This is a genomic window from Pseudomonas sp. AK181 (genome assembly GCF_051122975.1).
Taxonomy (GTDB): Bacteria; Pseudomonadota; Gammaproteobacteria; order Pseudomonadales; family Pseudomonadaceae; genus Aquipseudomonas; species Aquipseudomonas lactis.
The window spans coordinates 4,078,880-4,098,854 of sequence record NZ_CP146348.1 but is presented as its reverse complement, the minus strand read 5'-3'; the positions used below and the strand labels follow the sequence as shown (position 1 = coordinate 4,098,854).

The window sequence follows — 19,975 nt, the reverse complement described above, 5'->3', positions numbered from 1 at the left end:
AGTTTTTCGCGAGCAAGCTCGTTCCTACAACGGTTACATCCCGAATTTATCTCGCAACCCGTAGTACCAAGCCCCCAACGCCGCAAACGGCGTGCGCAACATTTGCCCGCCCGGGAACGGGTAATGCGGCAAGCCCGCAAACGCATCAAAACGCTCAGCCTGACCCCGCAAGGCCTCCGCCAGCACTTTGCCCGCCAGGTGCGTGTACGTCACGCCATGGCCGCTACAGCCCTGGGAGTAATAGATGTTGTCACCCAGGCGGCCAACCTGCGGCAAGCGCGACAGGGTCAGTAGGAAGTTGCCGGTCCAGGCGTAGTCGATCTTCACGTCCTTGAGTTGCGGAAATGCCTTGAGCATTTTCGGCCGGATGATCGCTTCGATATTCGCCGGGTCCCGCGCGCCATACACCACGCCGCCGCCGAAGATCAGGCGCTTGTCGCTGGTGAGGCGGTAGTAGTCGAGCAGGTAGTTGCAGTCCTCGACACAGTAATCCTGAGGCAACAGCGTCTTGGCCACTTCATCGCCCAGTGGCGCTGTGGTGATCACTTGGGTGCCACACGGCATCGACTTGGCCGCCAGCTCCGGCACCAGGTTACCCAAGTAAGCGTTGCCCGCGACGATAATGAACTTGGCCCTGACCCTGCCTTCGGCGGTGTGCACCACCGGATTGGCACCGCGCTCAATGCGCACCGCTGCCGATTGCTCATAGATCGTGCCGCCCAGGGATTCCACCGCCGCGGCTTCACCGAGCGCCAGGTTGAGCGGGTGGATATGGCCGCCGCTCATGTCCAGCAGGCCGCCCACATAGTTGTCACAGGCCACCACTTCGCGGATGCGGCGCTCGTCCAGCAACTCCAGTTGCGTATGGCCGTAGCGCTCCCACAGGCGCTTCTGCGACTCCAAGTGGCCCATGTGCTTGCTGTTAAGGGCAGCGAACACGCCGCCGTCCTTCAAGTCGCACTGGATCTGATACTTGGCCACGCGCTCACGGATGATCCTGCCGCCTTCAAACGCCATCTGCCCCAACAACTGCGCCTGCTGAGGCCCGACACTGCGCTCAATCACATCGATATCGCGGCTGTAACTGTTGACGATCTGCCCACCGTTGCGGCCCGAAGCACCAAAACCCACCTTGGCGGCTTCCAGCACCGTGACGCGAAAGCCGTTCTCCAGCAAAAACAGCGCACTGGAAAGCCCGGTATAGCCAGCCCCGATCACACACACATCGGTCTCGACTTCACCTTGCAACACAGGACGGGGCGCAACTGCATTCGCAGAAGCGGCGTAATACGACTGGGGGTAGGGGGTGTTCGCCATCCTGGAACCTCTGTTTTATATTTTTTACGAGTGCGCCGATCCTACCTGAGTTGAAAATTGCCTGCCAGCCACCCGGAAATCACAGGTGTACCCGTCGCAAATAAAAAATTCGCATATTCATAGGGTTAGCTGCAAAAAAGATGTTGACACCCCTTCGGAATTCCGTAGAATGCCGCCTCACAGCAGGCACGTAGCTCAGTTGGTTAGAGCACCACCTTGACATGGTGGGGGTCGTTGGTTCGAGTCCAATCGCGCCTACCAAACAAAATCCGCTCTGCTGGGCGGTCTAGAAGGGCTCACCGAAAGGTGGGCCCTTTTTTGTTGCCTGAAATTTGGGTGCAGCAAAGCCAAGACGCCTGGCGGCGTCCTTTCAGGGCTTGAAAGTCCAATCAGGCGAACAGCGTCGCCACCGCCAGCAGGCAAATTACCTGGGCGAACAGTTGGCAGCGTATCTCGCCAAGCGTGGTCGCCATATTGCTCATTTGTCCGGCATACATAGCGGGAACCCCTCATTGTCGGCATGACGCCGTGAATGAACTGCAAGTACACACAGCTGCATCGTGGAGTATAGGTGCTGATCAGGAATTTTCACGTCCGACGCCATAGCGAGCTCACCCACACGATTTGTGCAAAAAAACTGGGCTCAATTCCTTCCAGGCACCGTACCGCACAGTGTCATCCCCCCACAAAAATTATTGGTTTGCAGCAACAATTTTTCTTGTTGGACACCCCCCGGCCCCAGGCAGCAAAGTTGCCGCCACTGACGCTCGACCTTCCAGGTCAACAATAAAAAAACCGAGCCGACTGCACGCCACGTTCAAGCTGTGAGCCCTTTGCCCACATCCTGCTGTAATGGCGCCGCAGCGCGCACTAAAGGACCTTCCCGCCATGCAAACTGTTGTGAACTTATGGCCGTTGATCGGCGTACTTGTCATCGTGGTCGGCTTTGTATTGCGCTTCAATCCGCTGCTGGTGGTCACCGCGGCCGCCATCGCCACCGGGCTTGCCGCCCAGTTCCCGCTGGAAAAAATTCTCGCCACCATGGGCGATGGCTTCCTTCAGACCCGTGCCCTGCAACTGATTCTGTTATTGCCGCTGGCGGTGATTGGCCTGCTGGAACGCCATGGCCTGCGCCTGCATGCGCAGAACTGGATCGCCCGCTTCGAACGCGCCACGGTCGGGCGCTTGTTGATCATTTATTTGTTTGTGCGTGAGTCCACGGCGGCCATGGGGTTGACCAGCCTGGGTGGGCATCCGCAGATGGTGCGGCCGCTGCTGGCGCCGATGGCCGAGGGCGCGGCGGAGAAACGCTATGGCAAGCTGCCAGACAAGCTGCGCCACAAGGTACTGGCCATGTGCGCTGCCACCGACAACGTCGGGTTGTTTTTTGGTGAGGACATCTTCGTGGCCTTTGGTGCGATTGCGTTGATGCACACCTTTCTGCTCGGCTCGGGGATTGATGTGGAGCCGCTGCACATTGCGGTGTGGGGCATCCCGACGGCGATCTGTGCCTTCATCATTCACGCTATCCGGTTGCATCGTTTCGACCGGCGCCTGACCCGCGAAATGAGCTCGGCCACGACCCCGGTGGAGGCTGCTCGATGATTATTTCCATTCAATACCTGTACTGGCTGGCGGGCGTGCTGTTGCTGATCACCGCCGGCATGATCCTGCTCGACCGCTCACACCCCAAGCGTTGGTCCAGTGCGCTGTTCTGGTTGTTGTTTGCGGTGCCGTTCCTTATAGGTGAGCGCCTGCCTTCGGTGGTCATCGGAGTGGGTGTGGTGGTGATGGCATTGATTGCGGGCTTGGGCGGGGTTGGTCGTGGCCAGCACGCCGAACTGCACGACAAGGCGTCCCGCGCCAGTGCCGGGCGTCTGGGCCACAAATTATTCATCCCGGCGTTGGCGATTCCGCTGACCACGGTGATTGGTTCGGTGTTGCTCAAACACACCGAAATCGGCGGCGTACCGCTGCTGGATCCGAAGAACACCACCTTTGTCTCCCTTGGAATCGGTTGCCTGATCGCCCTTGGCCTGGCCTGCTGGCTGACCCGTGATACACCGGTACAAGCGCTACGCGAGTCTCGTCGCCTGACCGAAGCCCTCGGCTGGGCCATGGTGCTCCCGCAAATGCTGGCGATGCTCGGGCTGTTGTTCAATGAGGCCGGGGTGGGTACGGCGGTCGCCCATGTCACGACCACTTACATCAACCTGGACTACAAGTTGGTGGCGGTGATGGTCTATGTGCTGGGCATGGCCTTGTTTACCGTGATCATGGGCAATGGTTTCGCGGCCTTTCCAGTGATGACCGGTGGCGTCGGCGTGCCGGTGCTGGTGGGGATTTACGGTGGCAACCCTGCGGTGATGGCGGCCATTGGTATGTTCTCGGGTTATTGCGGTACGTTGATGACACCGATGGCGGCCAACTTCAATATCGTACCGGCGGCGCTGCTGGAACTGCCGGACAAAAATGCGGTGATCAAGGCCCAGATACCCACGGCGTTGATGATGCTGGTGGTCAATATCGTGCTGCTTTACCTGTTGATGTGAGGTCATTGTGCAAAACGTATTGCTGACGGGCTTCGAGCCCTTTGATAGCGCCCCGATTAACCCCTCGTGGGAGGCTGTGCGTCGGTTGGATGGTGTGCAGTTGAGCGAAGGTGTGCAGATAGTTGCGCGTTGCTTGCCCTGCGCATTTGCCACCGCTGCCGAGACCTTGCTGCAGTTGATCAACGAACTGCAGCCGGCAATGGTCATCGCCACGGGCTTGGGGCCTGGGCGCAGTGATATTTCCATCGAGCGCGTTGCGATCAACGTTAACGATGCGCGTATTCCCGACAATCTGGGCGCGCAGCCGATTGATATCGCGGTAGTGGAGGGCGGCCCGGCGGCGTACTTCTCGACGTTGCCGATCAAGGGCATGGTCAAGGCGGTGTGTGAGGCCGGTATTGCGGCCTCGGTGTCGCAGACGGCGGGGACGTTTGTGTGCAACCAGGTGTTTTACCGCTTGCAGCATGCGTTGGCGGGGACTGGGGTGCGCAGTGGGTTTATTCACGTTCCCGGTTTGCCTGGATCGGGCGAGCCGTCAATGGCGTTATCGACGACCGTGGGAGGGTTGCGTGTGGCGGCGTTGGCCGCCTGGCAAACCCAGGCGGATATCGTGCTTGCCGGTGGCCAGATCAGCTGACAGCTGTACGCTGTGTTGCGATTTCAACTACAGTTCCAGCACACCTTCGCCTTGGAAAGTCGCCATGCTAAAGCGTACGAAATTCGTGTCTGTTGCGTTGTCGCTTGCACTGTCTGTCACCAGTGGCCTTGCCTTTGCAGATCCAGGTAATGGCAAAGGCCAAGGCCAAGGCCAAGGCCAAGGCAACAACAAAGGTGATGCCTATGGTGGGCAGGACACCGGCAAAGGTCACGGTAATAACAAAGGTAATGCCCAGGGTGGGCAAGGTAAGGGCAAAGACAAGGGCGGCCCCTCCAGCAATGACTTCAGCGTTGATCGAGGTCGTGTGCTGAATGTGTTGGGCGGTCACCGCGATTATTGGCGCCCTGGCCCTGCCTTGCCGCCTGGCATTCAGAAAAACCTGGCACGCGGCAAGCCCCTGCCTCCAGGTATCGCCAAGAAACTCGACGGCCGCTTGCTGGGGCAGTTACCTCGCTACGACGGTTACGAGTGGCAGCAAGCGGGAACCGATTTGATATTGGTGACCATTGCGACCGGCATCATCTACGAAGTCCTTAACGGCGCGTTTGATTGAGTTGCAGCATCCTCAGGCTTCACGCCCAGGGAAAAACAACTCAAAACAGGTCACGCCATCTTCGCTGCTCACGCGGTACCGCCCGTTATGCAGCTGCATGATGGTCGCCACGATCGAGAGTCCCAGGCCGTTGGACTGGGATGACCGCTCGCGGGATTCATCCACCCGGTAAAACCGTTCGAATAGCCGTGGCAGGTGCTCGGCCGGGATCGTCTGGCCGTGGTTACTGACCCTCAGGTTGATACCCGCGCCATCCGGCACTGCCTGGATACTCAGTTCCGAGCCCGGCGCGCCATACTTGATCGCGTTGGCACACAGGTTGGCCAAGGCGCGGCGCAGCAGCATCGGTTCAGCCCAGATCACTCCTTCACCCAGGGCGGTGATGTGCATGTCCACATCACCGGCCAGCCCTTCGAAGTAATCCGCGATACGTTCCACTTCATCCGCCGCGTCCAGCGCCTGGCGTTGGCGCAGTGCGCTGGCGGGGTCGGTGCGGGCCAGGAACAGCATGTTGTCGAGCATCCGCGCCAGGCGCTCCAGCTCTTCGACATTGGAGGCCAGCAGTTGCTGGTAGCTTTCGATGCTGCGGTGCTGTTGCAGGGCCACCTGGGTTTCGCCGAGCAGGTTGTTGATCGGGGTGCGCAGTTCATGGGCCATGTCGGTAGACACTTGGCCCAGTTGTACAAAGCCTTTGGCCAGGCGTTCAAGCATGGTGTTGAACGAGTCGATCATGGGCAGCAGTTCTTTCGGTGCGCCGTGGCTGTCGAGGCGTTCGGCCAGGTTGCTGACGCCGATCCCTTGGGCATGCCGCGCCAGACGGCGCAAGGGCAGCAAGCCGCGATGGACCAGTAGGTAACCGACCAGCGCCAGGATGATCGCGGCGATGCTCGCCAGGATGTATACGCTAAGACGATAACTGGCGAGCACCGCGGTGCGCTCGGTCATCAGGCGGCCGCTGGTGATTTGCAGGCTGCCCAGGTCGCCGGAGTCGATGGCTACGGCCACCATCGAGAAAGGAATGCCGTTCAGGCCGGGCAAATGTTGTACGTCGTTCAACATGAGCCTGTGATCCTTGGGCAGCGGCTGGATCGACGGCAGCGCAATGTTCCCCGGGTTCACCAGCAGCAGCGGCTGCTGGCCGGGTGCTGCGATGCTCAGCACCGATTCGCGGTTGCCCAACATGTTCTGGAACAGCTCTGGCTTGGTCTTGATCAGGTCCAGGGTATTGCTGTCGTTGAGCAAGTTGCGTAGCTGATCCACTCGGGATATCAGCGCGGCGTCATCGCGGCGGATCAGTTCGCGCTCCAGTTCCCGGTACAGCGCCACGCCCAGGGTTGCCAACAGGGCGAAGGCGAGCAGGGCGAAGATCAGCGCCAGGCGCAGGGTCAGGGAGTAAGGGTGTTGGCGGTTCATGGCTGGGTATCGAAGCGGTAGCCAATGCCCCGCACGCTGTGGATCAGCTTGAGCTGGAAAGGGTCGTCGATTTTCAGGCGCAGGCGGCGCACGGCGACGTCCACCACGTTGGTGTCGCTGTCGAAATTCATGTCCCACACCCGCGAAGCAATCAGCGAGCGGGACAGCACCTGGTCCTGGTGCGTGGCGAACAGATGCAGCAGGGCGAATTCTTTGTTGGTCAGGGTAATGCGCGTGCCGGCGCGGGTCACTCGGCGTTTGAGTACGTCAATCTGCAGGTCGGCGATTTGTAGTTGTTCTTCATCCCGGCTCGGGCCGCGACGGTTGAGGGTGCGCAGGCGCGCCACCAGTTCGGCGAACGAAAAGGGCTTGATCAGGTAGTCGTCGGCACCCAGCTCCAGGCCTTTGATGCGGTCGGCGATGTCATCGCGGGCGGTGAGGAACAACACCGGGGTATCGGCTTCTTTGCGCAGGCGACGCAGTACTTCCCAGCCATCCATTTTCGGCATCATCACGTCGAGTACGATCACGTCGAACGGCGTCTCCAGGGCCTGGTGCAAACCATCCACGCCATCGCGGGCCAGGCTCACGCAATGCCCAAGCTCCTGCAGGCCATTGAGCAGATAATTGCCGGCCTTGGGTTCGTCTTCGACTACAAGGATGTTCATGGGAAGTGCTCTGCTTCAATAAGTTGCGCCAGTGTAGCCCGATCAATTGTCATTGGTGCAACCGGTGTCCTGGACTTGATAATCCAGCACGTGTACGCGGTCTTGGTGGTCCAGGTAGCGCAGTTGCGCCGGTACAACCCCGCATTGGCCGTGGGTGTCGGTGCTCGACAGCACCTTGGCGACATCCAGGTGGACGAAGAAGCCGGTTTTGTCGTGGATCACGTTGGCGGCAGGGGCGGCGTCGGCAGCGAATACCGAGCCAGTGACGAGCAAAGCGGTGAAGCCCAGGGCAATCAGTTTCATGGTGGTGTCTCACGTTTCGGGTTGGCTACCGGGTTGGCAGTGAGCTCACGGTAACCAGGCGACCCCAACAGCCAACCAACAGGAGCATGACAAGTTCGTCATTTTTGCCTTGGGGCTGACGGGCCGGGACTCGGCGTTTACAAGCGTCGAGGTGATCCGTAGATTGCAGGGGCCCAGCCCATGAGGAAGCCGTGCCGTGTCCAGCCCAACTCCAAACGTATTTACACGGCGTTACCGCGCCTTTCTGTTCGATATGGACGGGACCCTGCTCAACTCCATTGCCGCTGCGGAGCGCGTCTGGGGCATCTGGGCTGCACGGCATGGCTTGGATGTGGAAGCGTTTCTGCACACCATCCATGGTGCCCGCGCGATCGATACGATCACCCGCCAGGCGTTGCCGGGTGTCGATCCCCAGGAAGAAGCCCAATGGATCACCGAGGCTGAGCTGCACGATGTCGAAGGCATCGTGGCGATTCCCGGTGCGGTGGCGTTTTTGGCAAGTCTGCCCGTCGATCAATGGGCGTTGGTCACCTCTGCGCCAAAAGCGTTGGCTGTGCGCCGGCTGCAAGCGGCGGGCATCCCGGTGCCGGCGGTACTGGTGACAGCCGAAGATGTGAAGACGGGTAAGCCTGATCCGGCCTGTTATGTGCTGGGAGCCCAGCGCCTGGGTGTGCCGGTGCAAGACTGCCTGGTGTTCGAGGACGCCACAGTGGGTATTCAGGCAGGGGAAGCGGCGGGAGCGGATATCATGGTGGTGACCTCGACACACTTGGCGCCGATGGCGACGGCCCATGCTTGCATCGAGGAATACGGTGCGTTGAAAGCCCGGCGTGGGGCTGATGGCTTGCTGTCCCTGAGTCAGATGGCGCCGTGATACGCAGAAGGCCGAGCCTGTTACCGGTCTCGGCCTTCCAGGCAGTCGATGGGATCGGACAATGCCTGCAGCCGGCTGTTTTTCATACCCTGACGCGACAACACCATTTCCCTGAGGATCTCGGTGGCGAGCCGGTTGATGGCTTCTGTACCGTGATAGTGCGCACGCACGATGCCGGTAATCGCGAAGTGATCGGTCTCTGGGCCAGTCAGCACGGCGGACAGGGTGCCGTCGGCATGCAGCGTGCACTCGACCCTGTAGCTGGGCAGGCGGTCAGCCAAGGCTTTTTCGATTTGGGATTTGTTGAGGGTGTCCATCCGCATTTGCACCTTTGATTGGCTACGCAGCGCAAGCCCAATGATAGGTGGTGCGGCGGCGCTGTAAATACCGGCGATCCGATAGCAGGCAGCAGCGCTCAGCGTGCGGCTTTCTCGTGGGTGCGATGGGCGGCGCGCTGGCGCAACTTGCGCAAGATCACCTTCTGGATCGGCTTGAGGCAGAACACAAGCAGGTAGCCGCAGAGCAGCAGCGCCAGATCCACCCAGGAATGAGTGTCGGGATCGGCTCCTTCAACTTCCATTCTCAACCCACACCCGAGTGCCACGAAGACCAGCCCTATCAGCAGGGCAAGCATCCAGGATCTTGAAACAAGGGGTTGCGACGCGGCTGGCCTCATCGACGTGTTCCTGAAATGCACTCGGATGGCAGGATAAAGTGTCAGAAATTGGGCTGCCAATAGCGCGACAAGTTCCGGATGCCCTGACAGTTTCATCTTGCAGCGAAGGGAAGGCTGAAGGCGCGCTGGTTACGCGGGGATACGCGAACAGGCCAATTGGGTTTTCGCCAGCCGTTACAGTGAACGAAAAGGCTGGCTACTGGAGGCTTTTCAAGGCGTCTGGTTTTTGTCGGGTGCAGTCAGGCCGGCCTGGATACGTTGGTAAATCTCTTCGCGATGCACGGCAACATCCTTAGGGGCATTGATGCCGATTCGTACTTGCTGGCCGCTAACGCCCAGGATGGTGATCGTAATGTCATCACCGATGTTTATGCTTTCACCGACTTTGCGGGTGAGTATAAGCATGGACTTCTCCTTGAATTACTTTTAAGGACACATGTTTCAGACAGGGCAGGTGTCGGATGTGTGTAGCTTACTGCGAAGCGCTTCCCTGTGACTGCCTCTTTTAGGACGCGTAGAGGCGACATTAATTCCCATGGCGGTATCATACAGGTCGCGATACATGATTCGCATTGTTTAAGCCAACGTTTATGACGGCCAGAATAGACAGTGAATGGTAAAGTTGCCTCTTTGATCCTCAAAGGAGCAGGGCAGTGCGTAAAGTAGCGATGGCAATTGTGGTGTTGGCGTTGGCCGGATGCGGTGAAGGTAAATCGGTCGATGCCCCCAAGGCCAAGCCTGCCGTGACCGAAAGCCTGCCGCAAACCGGTGCGATTGCCGCTCAGGAATGGGATATACGGGTCGGCCCGCCGGACCACAAGCTGCAGGCGATCACCGACTTGACCGCCTGGTTGCTGGAGCATGGCTTCAATTTCTATATCGTGAAAGTCGACGGCAAGGATGAGGTGCTGTTGGGGCCGTTCGCAACCAAAGCCGAGGCCGAGGCCAAGCAGGCGCTGCTAAACGAAAAAATGGCGCGGGCCAAGAAAAACGACACGGTGTCGGAGATTATCGAACACAAGGCTGCGCAGTAGCAGGCCAGGTGGGCGGGCACCCCCCGCCCACGTTCAGCCGCAGGCCTTGAGGTTGACCGGGCCGACGAACTCATTACCACGCCCCATCACGCAAGCCACGGTCTGGTTGCGCTGGCGTTCCCAGATTTGCACCGGGTAGGTCTTGTTCCAGGCTTCATACAATTGCCGGTCCTGCTTCGACAGGCGCAGGCCGTATTGCTTGCTCATATAAAAATACGTGCGCGCGATCATTCCGCGAATGGACGGGCGCGGCATGACCTTCTTCGCCTTGAAGTCCACCTGGGTCAGGCATGAGCCGTACTGCCCGCTTTGCACCGGCAGCCAGCCAAAGCTGAAGTTGTTACGGTCGCCATTCACTTGCTTATCCGATAAGACACCGCATTGACATCTTTACTGATAATACATAAAACCTAGGAAAATCAATGGTTTTAGTCGGATTTAACGTGTCATTTAAATCACCAAAATCTTGTCAACGTTGACATTTTGACCCTTCAGCGCAGCCGAATTTATATCCGACGAACGGTAGGGCTGTATTCGGATCCGGATGTACGTCCGTTCAAAAATGAGCCCATCCGACTCCCGCATCTGTTCATATCTCTGCCAGCGCTGTCCACTCCGTCCGCACAGATTTATCTAGGTGAACCCTGCCTACGTCGCCTGAAAATGTCCCCAATTACACCTGATGAGAATGCGAGTTTCGGTCGACGCATCCTGACTATGCCCCTATTCGTTCCTGAGGAAATGATGGTGAAGCGGCTACTGATTCCACCACCACCATCATCTAACAAACAGAAACTCAGCCGTCAGATTTTCGATTCCAAAGCCGGCGTAGTGTGGATCCCGGAATTCCGAGCTCCTTCGCTGCCTGCGACTGACTAAATCCTCGCGCTTTCAGATCCTGAACCGCCACCCATTTTTTGCGAGCCTCTTTCACCACCGCTGTCGTCAGAGGCTGAGGTTCGGTGGGCAGTTGAACGTCTGCGAGACTCAGGGTTTCGACTTCGGCCAGAGAAGCCAGGAGAACCTCACGCACTGTGCGTTTTTCGTGAGATGCGACAGCAAGTGCGAGAAGAGTGATGGGCTCTACTTTGAGGGCAGCAGCGATCTGAACGCTCATATCGACTGTGGCTGAATTCTTGGCGAGTTCGAGGCTACTTATGTTTGCTTGCGTCAGTGAGCCAGCGAGGTTTGCCTGGAGCAGCCCTTTCTGAGTGCGTAGCAGTCGAAGCACTGCCGCGTAGGAGTGGCGCAGAGACATCCAATGATCCCCATAAAAGCAGACGGTATGCCGTGTTTGCCTGCCGCCACACAAACATATATATTTGTATGGGTGGTGCTTTGCTCCTGAAGGCGCTTTAATTTACGAATATTGTCGAGATAGGCGGTGATGGGTGGTTAGTCCCAAGGAGCATGGTTTGCTGGGGGAGGAGGGCATTGAGCTGCAAGGTTCCGAACTTACCCTCGACGAAGCCGTCGCGTTGGCCAGAAAGCGCTACAAATGGATGCCCCTCTGCGCCGTCGAGGAATGGATCATCTTAGACGCCATCGTCACCGACGAAGAGCGAGCGAAAGTTACCGCCGCAGGCTGCCAGCCAATCTTTCTTTTTGCCCACAAAGTTGTGCACGACGAGCAGCGGCGTTTCGAACCAGGCCATTGGGTGCGCTCAAGCATGGGCACCGCTTTCAAAGAAGGCTACCTATTCGAAACACGCAACACGGTCTACGTGTTGCTCGGGCCAGGCCATCGCAAGTCTTCCTCCATCGAAGCGATATTTTCCCTTTTCTGATTTCCCACGGTTCTGCTGGGCAACTGACGTGCTCCAGCAGTTTGAGGCGACACATGTTCAGAACCTTAGACAGCGACCTGATAGGCGTCCCAGGAATGTTCGGGGAGGGCGTGTCCCATTGGCGCGGAGTCTCAAGGCTGCTCCGAACGCCTTGGTATCACTTAACCCTTAGCGTCGAAAACGAGGGTCGGCCCAGCGAGTGCGCGGTGATGATTGACGACACCCACCAGCTTCAGAAAATGTTGGTAAGCCAAGGTGCGGATTTAGCTATCACCGAGATTATGGCTGTGACGCCATCTTGGATGAATAAGTCCGGAGGCTGGCAGATGGAGCGGTTAACCAGAGTAACCGTAGGTGAGGACAGGTCTGGTTCTGAGGTTTGCTTGCTGGAAGTGGCTAAGGGGGCGGTGTATCACACCTCACACCAGCGAGACTTCAAGATTGAAGCGCTGGCCAACCTGAGGCCCGTCTTTCTCTCAAGCATGATTCGATCAGCCTGAAATTTACCAGTAATCCCCACGGTACAAGCGCGCCTGGTTGCGTGTGCAATTCTTGATAACTCCATACAGACCGCTAGCGGAGCGCAAAGATGCTCGACACCATTGATGTAAATTTCCACGGAAAACGCCACACAGATTTCGACCTCAAACGAATCATTAAAGCCCAAGAGCAAGGCTTTGATGTGCCGGTTACCGCTTACCTTTGTGGCGTTTCCATCAGGTCGCGCGCAGGTATCGGTGTAGTGTTTGGCCACAAGCGGAAAGACCAGTATGGGCGGTTTGGCGACGGTCATCTGATCCGCACTTCTGACGTATTGAAAGTTGAGCGCGAAGGCAGATTCTGGGTTATGACGACGGAGAATAGCCGTTATGTATTAGCAACTTTTCAGCGCCAAAATGGCCGCGCCAGCTTGCGTGATTTTTTGCGTACCACTAATGGGCAGTACCATCCGACCCCTCGGATCTTGCAGTGATATTTCATCGGGAGGGAATGTCTCGGCCTACTGTTGTGAGTTTGGGATCAAGGTGGCTTCATGCTCCTGAGGAAAGGCGAGGTCGTCTCCATTGCTTCCGGTATCTTTGACGCCTACAGCCGGGAAGGGCCGTTTGTAGCGACCCAAGATTTCGACCTTGGCGCATTCGTTGCCGAGACCGTATCTGCTGTTACGGAAACTTGGGAAATCACCGAATTGCTTTGGGAGCTTCCTCGGTTGCTTGTTGAGCAAGGTCTCCTTGTCGAGCTACCTTGTCGACGAATTCACTTGGGGTCTTTGGGGGACGTTGAACTGACGGAAGAAAGCCGACCCAGCGCTCTGTTGGGGATGGTACGAGTGGCGTAGGCAGAAAGTTATCTAGGCGCAGCCAAATGGGGCGCATCGAGCTATCGCTGCACTTGCCAGCCATGTGCCTAAGCTGACAGTGGTGACTCAAAATGTTGATGGCCTTCATGAGCGCGCCGGCAGCCAAGATGTGATTCATCTACATGGCAGCCTGCATTCACCCCGCTGCATCGATTGTGGGCAGCCGTATACCTTGCCTCTCACGTCTGACGCCCTGCCTGAGGATGGGAGTCGGATTGAGCCGCCGCGATGCAGTGCGTGTAGTGGGTATGTTCGACCTGGTGTTGTGTGGTTCGGGGAGATGCTGCCTGAGGACGCATGGAGTACAGGTCTCGCAGTTGCGGGTGACTGCGATGTCTTCCTGTCGATAGGGACGTCTGGGGTCGTTTACCCGGCTGCTGAGCTACCGCTAAGTGCTTTGGGCCAAGGGGCGACTGTGATTCACATCAATCCTATGCGGTTCGATATCAGCAGTCAGGAGCACTTCCTCCAAGGCCCAGCTTCAATGATGATGCAGAACCTGCTTCGCGAGGCCTTCGGAGACCATCCTGTCTCGTAGTGGGATGGCCATTTCTAGTTGATCCGTTTTGGCTTGACCCCTTCGGGGCACGGCTGGCGTGAACCAGAACCTGGCTGCGCCAGGTTTTGGCCCTACGGGCTTTCATCCTCAAGCCTCTGGCCCGTCGCGGGCCGGCGCGCTCCGCTTGCAATGTAGGGAAGGCCACAAATAGATAATCCTGACACCCAGAGTCTGTTCATAACTCATAACGCAGTGATTCAGGAAGTGTAAAAAACTGAGAGTGCCGAACGAGTTCAGGTTGATTCATCTTTGTGAGGTATCCACTTCGGCTTGGCTACTCGTGATCCGAAAACGAACCTACCTATTGATACTGTCTGGGCGCCAAGTTCCAGCAAGGAGCGGTCGAACACTGGCGACAGCGCACTATGCGCCTGAATCATTTCCTCCTGTCCTGGGCTTTGGGCAATGACAGCTCCATAGCCGTAGCGACAGGTTTGGGTGTTTACATAATGTACCCATTCAACGTCTGGTATCTCACCATGCATGAGCCCCTCCGTGCAGTAGCGCTCTCGGTAGTATTTAGTTCCAAGCAACATCATGTTGGGACTGACGGGAAATTGGATCGCTATCGGCCCATCAGGGGAAATGGCATACGGATTCTGGCTTTCGATTGGGATTGATGGGTCATACCAAACGACTGGATTGTCGCTTGTGAGAAACGGTACGTCTGACGTGTTATGGATAATGGCAAGGCCAACCGTGTCAAAAAGCTCCCCTATTTTTTTTATAAGGCCGGGCATCGCATGAATGCTTTGATGAGGGTCGATGGACACCTCGATCTTGTCGAGGATGTCTTCGAAACCTCGGGGTGGTGGTGAGAGCTTTCCGTTCCTCACCAGCGCTTTCAGTGTGTCCTTAACGGTTGCCGCCAGCCCCGCCTCAAAAGCATCTCGCGCCGCAGGTACTCGAGCCCGCTGTAGCGCAACAAACTGGATGAAGGACTCAATGTCATCGTTTATGGACTCTTTCCGAGCCAGCTTTTCAACGAGGGACGGCCATGCGGACTCTACTTCACAGAAGATGTCCTCGAGGGTGTTATTGTCCTGCCCCCCTTCGGGCAGCGGTTGCGAATAGTAATAGCGCTCAAACTGTGTTGTATCTGGCCTGGCAGGAAGCGCTCGTCCAGGGTTGTCTTTACGGTAAACGAGAACTTGGCCGCCCTGATTCGCGAACGCTTTAAGATACGCTTTGGGGACAAAGTGATGGCGTTTTTTTTGCTGAGTTGAGTTCACTGCCCACCTAGATATTGAGAAATAATACGACGCTCACTGCATGCTCCACAGCAAGGGGGCAGAGCTCCTCATCTTCACCACGAATCCAATGGTGATCAGGAACGATCAGTGTGCCGATAACGCCATCAGCCTGCTTTCTCAGGATTTCCTCATGCTGAGAAATGGCCAGTGCGAGCATCTGGATTGCAGATCTCGCGACTCGCAGAGCACTCAGAGCCTCGTCGACAAAATCAGTGTGGTTGAGATGCTCAATTTCTGGAGCCTGCCTCGCTAACTCGGGATCACCAAGATCATGCAGCACCAGGAATCGGTGTGTACCCGAATTTCGCAGGTTTTTCTGTGAGCGGAGAATTCCATCTACGCCATCATAGTCTTCTGCCAGCTCAGCTAAACCGTACATCGCATGCACGCCCGCCCGAATCAACCCCTCAACTCTCACTACAAGCCGAGTACCTGTTTTCTTGTCTTCGGAATTCCTCCACAGCCTCCCGAAGCTCACTTTTTTTGGAGCTAACCCAAGCTCGAAATATGAGTTCGCCGTTACGGCTACTTTGTCGAGCAGGTCAAGTGCTGTCCGGTGCGCCAGTACAAGTGCCGAGGTATCAGGGCCATATAGAGCATAGTCAAGAGCATCCGCAAACTGACCTGTCTTCGGCAAAGCGCTTTCGTCTCTTGCACGCCATGCTAATTCTCGGGCCAGCAAAAAGTAGCTCTTAGCAAATTGAACATGGCCAATAGTGGCTGTGGGCTAACCCCTCTTTTCTGGCTCACGCTGCAGAATACCTGGGAGCGTGAGCCAATCGAGCTTGCCTAAAGATCGGTCGACGAATTCGACAGCCGGAGCCAGTGTGAGACGCCCCACCCATCCATCTGATGAATGCAAAACCTTGATAGGCGGTATGCCGAGGATCTCGGCACCCGGCAATTGGATGCGCGCGAGAAACTTTCTCGGTAATTTCAGTAAACATCCTTGTCAACTTTAAGCATATATTCGTACGCCTTGAAAAGAACTTTTTCCCATTTCTCAATCAACTTATCTGATGAAGGGCGTTTTTGGGGATCAATTTGCAGCATGGAATCAATAATTGCGTCAATGTTCTTCCCAAATCTACCGTGTACCTTCGGAAGGGTGTCGATGTGTACCTCATCTGACCCAGAGTCTGATACGACGCATGGATTTCTCCCTGTGAATAGCTCCGCGAGTACCAAGCCCAACTGAAATACATCTGATTTTGATGTTGGCAGGGTTTGATTTTTTTTAGCCTCGACAATATCAGGGGTTCTATAGCGATGGAGGGACGGAAGTTCTAATACTCCTGCATCGCCATTGACGTTTACAGCTAGCCCAAAATCAGCAAGGACGCAATTCAATCCATCCACATAAATGTTATCTGGCTTGACATCACAATGAATAATTGATCGAGAGGCCAAATGCGAAAGCGCTGAACATAACTGTATGGCGTAACTAATTTTTCTTGTAAGTTTCAATGACGATTGTTTGATGACTGACGCAAGGGTGCTTGAGTAAAAATCGCTAATGTAAAATGGAAATTTTATACCGGCGCTTTCATATTCACCGCTATCGCTTATGGAAATTACCGATGCATGATCAAATTTTCTTATTAATTCTTTTTCTTGGTTAAAGTTCTCTAGTTTTGCCGAGCTATCTGGGTGCTGCATAAGCTTAACAACATGGAAAGTGCCCTTATCTTCAATTCCGGTTCTAAGTGCAAGGTATGCAGTAGCACTTTTTCCTTCGCCAAGCAATTGTATGATTTTGTAATAATCACCGCTAGCTGACTTTATCGATTGACCAGTATTCCACCTAAGACCTTTCATCTTTACTTCCCTGCTTCACGTGCCAAACGTTTAATTAAGGTACTGGCTTTTTCCATGCCCAGTGAAAAAGCAAGCGATTATAACCGATTGGAAGTTGTCTGCTGCATTTAGCCGCTTTCTTTGAGCTCTCGTTTCAGAGGCATCGTCACGCGGCTGAAAATGGGCTGCTGAGACTTGGCCTTCATTCCAGGTTACTATGTGTGACTACGCCCGTCCCAGGACTCGACCCCAGTAGCTACCCAAGGCCCTGCCTCGGACATGACGCAGAGCTTGCTGAGGATGGCGTTTGGCTGATCAGAAGTTCGTTTCTGCAGGAGGGTAAGGCGCCTCCCTACATCGCACGTTCAACGTTCCATGACGTAGCACCTGCTCTAAGCGCCGGAGCAGAACTGCCTGAAGCTCCCGGTCACGGCCCCTTGAAATTTTCAGAACAGCCACTAGCTCACGAAAATCGATTACGTGAAAAAGATCCCCGGTCTCGCGCATTGCTGAGGCAGCAGCATAAAGTACCTCATCCCAATCTTCTGCAAATAGTTCTGAGACGATCACAACGCAGTGCAACTCCTTGGACAAATCCATACTTATGACTGTGCCATCGTTTGAGCTAACTATGCAGTTTCGTCGTAGCGCCTTGGCTGCGCCTACGAGTTGCGCCAGCCCTTTGAGAGTTGAGAGCCTGCTTTTTTACTCCAGACAACCTTCGTGCATGCCTCCTGGAAGCTTTAGAGGCAAGCATCCCTAAGTCTTTAGTTTCAATCAGAATATTTCCATGACTGGAAAGAGCCAGAACATCCGTCAGCTCTCGCGCTTTTACACCGATTTCTACAACAGGACTTTTATGTAGATGCCTAGGGTAAGTCGATGAAAGTGCCGCCCATACGGAATTCTCGAGCATTCCTCCCTCATCCGGATGATCAATCTGGATAATTTGGTAGGTACTAATATCGAAGTACGACAAGGAATTGGAATGCCAGTCACCAAGCTTGACGTTGATTATCACCGATGCTGGCTGGGGGCTCTCCGTCGGCATCCTGTTCACGGACAATGATGCGTTGAACACGTCGAGAAGACTTTCGTCGGACGCTGGGACGCTGCCAGTATAGAGTTTACTGATCGGTTGCAGATGCTCTGAAGCTTGGTTCGAGTCATCCGGAGAAAGAGATCCTGGAGACCAGCCCACGCAGTGATCCATCTCATTGAAAACGAAAAAATACACCTCACCAAGGCTCAAAACCCTCATCAGTGCTTTGTGTTCTTCGTCGTGCGCCTGAGGGCGAGAAATTATGAGTGGCTTGTCCGGCGCGTCATAAACAATCCCAGCAACGCAGACCTTATTTTCAACAACACCTATCCCGATTTCAAACGAGCAGCTCACTGACATAGCTTTGATGGTGCTGATGGGTGCTTTGATCAACACTGATGCACCATCTGTAGTAGGTATAAACCAGATTCCTCCTTCAGATGAATGCATCTCTCGCTGCGTTCGCTCGGTAGGAATTATCAAATGTCGGGTGCTCCTTCCTGTGTCGTCTGTAAGCTAGCGTCTACTGTTAAGGGAATTAGATAAGCGTTGGAGACAGAATGACGACGTTTTTTTGGTAATAGAATTCACTCTTCATCGTCCCCGCGAACCCAGTGGTGATCAGGAACGTTGAGGGTGCCGATTAGACCATCCATTTGCGCCTGCAAGATTTCCTCGTGCTGGGAAATCGCGAGTGTGAGCATCTGGATTGCAGACCTTGCGACCCGAAGAGCACTCAGGGCCTCATCGACAAAGTCTGCGTGTTTGAGGTGCTCGACTTCAGGAGCCTGTCTCGCTCGTGAGGGGTCTCCAAAGTCATGAAGGACTACGAATCGGTGCGTACCCGCGTTTCGTAGATCCTTCTGCGAACGGAGAATTCCGTCGCTGCCATCATAGTCTTCTGCCAGCTCGGCCAAGCCATACATCGCGTATACGCCCGCACGAATCAGTTCCTCTACTTTTTTTGTGAGTGGATTACCTGTTTTTTTGTCTGCGGAATCTCTCCATAGCCTCCCGAAACTAACTCTATTGGGAGCTAATCCCAGCTCAAAATAATGGTTCGCCGTTACGGCTACCTTATCAAGCAAATCAAGGGCGGTTCGATGCGCCAATATGAGTGCCGAGGTATCAGGGCCGTACATTGCGTAGTCGAGAGTATCTGCAAACTGCCCCGTCTTCGCCCAGGCACTTCCAGCCCTTGCACGCCACGCTAAATCTCGCGCCAGGAGAAAATCACTCTTCAGCATATTGAACATGGCAAACAATGGCGGGGGGCTGCAACCCATTTCTGGGTCACGTTCGAGAATCCCTGGAAGGGTAAGCCAATCTAGCTTACCCAGGAATGGATCAACGAGTTCGACAGTTGGGGCTAGCGTAAGGCGCTCCCTCTCTACCCATTTGATGAATGGGTCGATGTGCTCAGGCCGCGATGGCGGGTCACTTAACTCACCTGCTAGCGCTTCAATCTTGGCTGCTACGCGTGAGCCGGCGTATTGGACAATTCGTTCCTTGTTTCGAAGTGCTAGCCTGGCTAGCGTCACGGCTTCCATGTGAGTCAACTCAGAGCAGCCTCCCCGTTTGAAAAGCCACATCAAATCCAAAGCCGCGCAGAACGCAGCTACGCCGTTCGTAGGATCAACGCTCAATGCGGAAAGGCGTGCGTCATGAGCCTCAGAAAGCCGGTAGGTTTTTGCGAACAGATTTGCGATGTTAGTCCATGCTTGGGTGCGTAGCTCCAAATCAGCATCTACATCCTGTACCACCCTCCAGTAGTGCCTTCGAGCTTCGGCTCTGTGTGCTCGGGTGTGCTCCTGATGATCTACCCACTCCGAATCAGCGCTGCCGCAATTTGCTGCCTCGACGAGCCCATTTGCCAGGTTGTAAGTGACATCCGCTGTTGGATACAGGTCGTGAAGTTCGCGGTAGAGCTCCACCCCCTCATCTATTGCATCCTGGCGCTTCAGCGAGGCGCCAGCGTTAACCAGTGTGGCCGCGCGCAAGGACATCCAATTAACGCGATCAAGCCTATCTAGATTGATTTCACGTGCTTGTTGCACTGCAAGTGCAGGATCTACATCCACCAGGGAGCAGAGGCTGGATGACAGCTTCAAGAAGTCGCTCAACATGCG

General features: G+C 55.6%; 23 protein-coding genes, 1 tRNA gene and 2 pseudogenes. 12 read left to right on the top strand and 14 right to left on the bottom strand.

Features of this window, described 5'->3' with window-relative positions:
- Positions 1–33: 33 nt before the first annotated feature.
- Positions 34–1,317 (bottom strand): NAD(P)/FAD-dependent oxidoreductase, encoded by a 1,284-nt coding sequence (locus V8689_RS18655; protein ID WP_056785797.1) that lies wholly within the window; start codon positions 1,315–1,317, stop codon positions 34–36.
- 184 nt (positions 1,318–1,501) lie between these two features.
- Here V8689_RS18655 and V8689_RS18650 point away from each other — a divergent pair.
- The 5 genes from V8689_RS18650 (at position 1,502) to V8689_RS18630 (ending at position 5,080) form a co-directional block, all read left to right on the top strand.
- Positions 1,502–1,578, top strand: a tRNA-Val gene (locus V8689_RS18650).
- Positions 1,579–2,205: 627 nt separating this feature from the next.
- Positions 2,206–2,922 (top strand): DUF969 domain-containing protein, encoded by a 717-nt coding sequence (locus tag V8689_RS18645; protein WP_056785794.1) that lies wholly within the window; start codon positions 2,206–2,208, stop codon positions 2,920–2,922.
- Positions 2,919–3,869: a DUF979 domain-containing protein gene (locus tag V8689_RS18640; RefSeq protein ID WP_056785791.1), complete on the top strand. Its 951-nt coding sequence runs from the start codon at positions 2,919–2,921 to the stop codon at positions 3,867–3,869. Before V8689_RS18645 ends, V8689_RS18640 begins: the two co-directional genes overlap by 4 nt.
- A gap of 7 nt (positions 3,870–3,876) precedes the next feature.
- Positions 3,877–4,506: a pyroglutamyl-peptidase I gene (pcp, locus tag V8689_RS18635; protein WP_056785789.1), complete on the top strand. Its 630-nt coding sequence runs from the start codon at positions 3,877–3,879 to the stop codon at positions 4,504–4,506.
- A 64-nt stretch (positions 4,507–4,570) separates the two neighbouring features.
- Complete coding sequence (locus V8689_RS18630; RefSeq protein WP_056785786.1) at positions 4,571–5,080, top strand: anti-virulence regulator CigR family protein; 510 nt, start codon at positions 4,571–4,573, stop codon at positions 5,078–5,080.
- A gap of 12 nt (positions 5,081–5,092) precedes the next feature.
- On the opposite strand, the gene V8689_RS18625 is transcribed toward V8689_RS18630, so the two are convergent.
- From V8689_RS18625 to V8689_RS18615, 3 genes are read right to left on the bottom strand one after another with little or no spacing between them, the layout of a single operon-like run.
- Positions 5,093–6,493, bottom strand: a complete 1,401-nt coding sequence (locus tag V8689_RS18625; RefSeq protein ID WP_056785783.1) for a heavy metal sensor histidine kinase — start codon at positions 6,491–6,493, stop codon at positions 5,093–5,095.
- Positions 6,490–7,161, bottom strand: coding sequence for a heavy metal response regulator transcription factor (locus tag V8689_RS18620; protein WP_056785781.1), 672 nt, complete (start codon positions 7,159–7,161; stop codon positions 6,490–6,492). The genes V8689_RS18625 and V8689_RS18620 overlap by 4 nt, the downstream gene beginning before the upstream one ends.
- A 42-nt stretch (positions 7,162–7,203) precedes the next feature.
- A complete protein-coding gene (locus tag V8689_RS18615; protein WP_056785777.1) occupies positions 7,204–7,464 on the bottom strand; it encodes a DUF2790 domain-containing protein in 261 nt (86 codons plus the stop codon).
- Positions 7,465–7,717: 253 nt separating this feature from the next.
- Here V8689_RS18615 and V8689_RS18610 point away from each other — a divergent pair, with 253 nt between their 5' ends.
- Positions 7,718–8,338: an HAD-IA family hydrolase gene (locus V8689_RS18610; RefSeq protein WP_397388092.1), complete on the top strand. Its 621-nt coding sequence runs from the start codon at positions 7,718–7,720 to the stop codon at positions 8,336–8,338.
- 20 nt (positions 8,339–8,358) lie between these two features.
- On the opposite strand, the gene V8689_RS18605 is transcribed toward V8689_RS18610, so the two are convergent.
- From V8689_RS18605 to csrA, 3 genes are all read right to left on the bottom strand, one after another.
- Positions 8,359–8,655: a hypothetical protein gene (locus tag V8689_RS18605; protein WP_034135975.1), complete on the bottom strand. Its 297-nt coding sequence runs from the start codon at positions 8,653–8,655 to the stop codon at positions 8,359–8,361.
- 98 nt (positions 8,656–8,753) lie between these two features.
- Positions 8,754–9,014 (bottom strand): hypothetical protein, encoded by a 261-nt coding sequence (locus V8689_RS18600; RefSeq protein ID WP_056785771.1) that lies wholly within the window; start codon positions 9,012–9,014, stop codon positions 8,754–8,756.
- Between the two features lie 210 nt (positions 9,015–9,224).
- Positions 9,225–9,419, bottom strand: a complete 195-nt coding sequence (csrA, locus tag V8689_RS18595) for a carbon storage regulator CsrA (protein ID WP_003192511.1) — start codon at positions 9,417–9,419, stop codon at positions 9,225–9,227.
- Between the two features lie 263 nt (positions 9,420–9,682).
- Between csrA and V8689_RS18590 the strand changes: the two genes are divergently transcribed.
- A complete protein-coding gene (locus V8689_RS18590; RefSeq protein ID WP_019820896.1) occupies positions 9,683–10,048 on the top strand; it encodes an SPOR domain-containing protein in 366 nt (121 codons plus the stop codon).
- Between the two features lie 33 nt (positions 10,049–10,081).
- Here the strand turns inward: V8689_RS18590 and V8689_RS18585 are convergent.
- Positions 10,082–10,408, bottom strand: a pseudogene (locus V8689_RS18585) (endonuclease); the annotation flags it as partial.
- A 436-nt stretch (positions 10,409–10,844) separates the two neighbouring features.
- The gene (locus tag V8689_RS18580) at positions 10,845–11,306 is read right to left on the bottom strand and encodes a helix-turn-helix domain-containing protein (RefSeq protein ID WP_056785768.1); all 462 of its coding nucleotides are present in this window, start codon (positions 11,304–11,306) and stop codon (positions 10,845–10,847) included.
- 157 nt (positions 11,307–11,463) lie between these two features.
- Here V8689_RS18580 and V8689_RS18575 point away from each other — a divergent pair, with 157 nt between their 5' ends.
- The 5 genes and pseudogenes from V8689_RS18575 to V8689_RS18555 form a co-directional block, all read left to right on the top strand.
- Entirely contained in the window at positions 11,464–11,835 is a 372-nt protein-coding gene (locus tag V8689_RS18575) for a DUF6957 family protein (protein WP_150073083.1), read from the top strand.
- 209 nt (positions 11,836–12,044) lie between these two features.
- A complete protein-coding gene (locus V8689_RS18570) occupies positions 12,045–12,335 on the top strand; it encodes a hypothetical protein (protein ID WP_223816899.1) in 291 nt (96 codons plus the stop codon).
- An 89-nt stretch (positions 12,336–12,424) separates the two neighbouring features.
- Entirely contained in the window at positions 12,425–12,808 is a 384-nt protein-coding gene (locus V8689_RS18565) for a hypothetical protein (RefSeq protein WP_056785760.1), read from the top strand.
- Positions 12,809–12,868: 60 nt separating this feature from the next.
- Entirely contained in the window at positions 12,869–13,174 is a 306-nt protein-coding gene (locus V8689_RS18560; protein ID WP_056785758.1) for a hypothetical protein, read from the top strand.
- Positions 13,131–13,733: pseudogene (locus V8689_RS18555) on the top strand (SIR2 family NAD-dependent protein deacylase); the annotation flags it as partial. The gene V8689_RS18560 and the pseudogene V8689_RS18555, both read left to right, overlap by 44 nt.
- Before the next feature lie 254 nt (positions 13,734–13,987).
- Here V8689_RS18555 and V8689_RS18550 read toward each other — a convergent pair.
- The 5 genes from V8689_RS18550 to V8689_RS18530 all read right to left on the bottom strand — a co-directional run bounded on the left by V8689_RS18550 (position 13,988) and on the right by V8689_RS18530 (position 19,972).
- Positions 13,988–14,986: a DUF4238 domain-containing protein gene (locus V8689_RS18550; RefSeq protein WP_056785752.1), complete on the bottom strand. Its 999-nt coding sequence runs from the start codon at positions 14,984–14,986 to the stop codon at positions 13,988–13,990.
- Positions 14,987–14,993: 7 nt separating this feature from the next.
- Entirely contained in the window at positions 14,994–15,689 is a 696-nt protein-coding gene (locus tag V8689_RS18545) for an LA2681 family HEPN domain-containing protein (RefSeq protein ID WP_150073082.1), read from the bottom strand.
- Positions 15,690–15,943: 254 nt separating this feature from the next.
- A complete protein-coding gene (locus V8689_RS18540) occupies positions 15,944–16,825 on the bottom strand; it encodes a protein kinase domain-containing protein (RefSeq protein WP_056785746.1) in 882 nt (293 codons plus the stop codon).
- 604 nt (positions 16,826–17,429) lie between these two features.
- Positions 17,430–18,239 (bottom strand): hypothetical protein, encoded by an 810-nt coding sequence (locus V8689_RS18535; protein ID WP_150073093.1) that lies wholly within the window; start codon positions 18,237–18,239, stop codon positions 17,430–17,432.
- A 194-nt stretch (positions 18,240–18,433) separates the two neighbouring features.
- Positions 18,434–19,972 carry an LA2681 family HEPN domain-containing protein gene (locus tag V8689_RS18530; RefSeq protein WP_056789518.1) on the bottom strand — a complete coding sequence of 513 codons (1,539 nt, stop codon included), beginning with the start codon at positions 19,970–19,972 and terminating at the stop codon, positions 18,434–18,436.
- Positions 19,973–19,975: the final 3 nt, after the last annotated feature.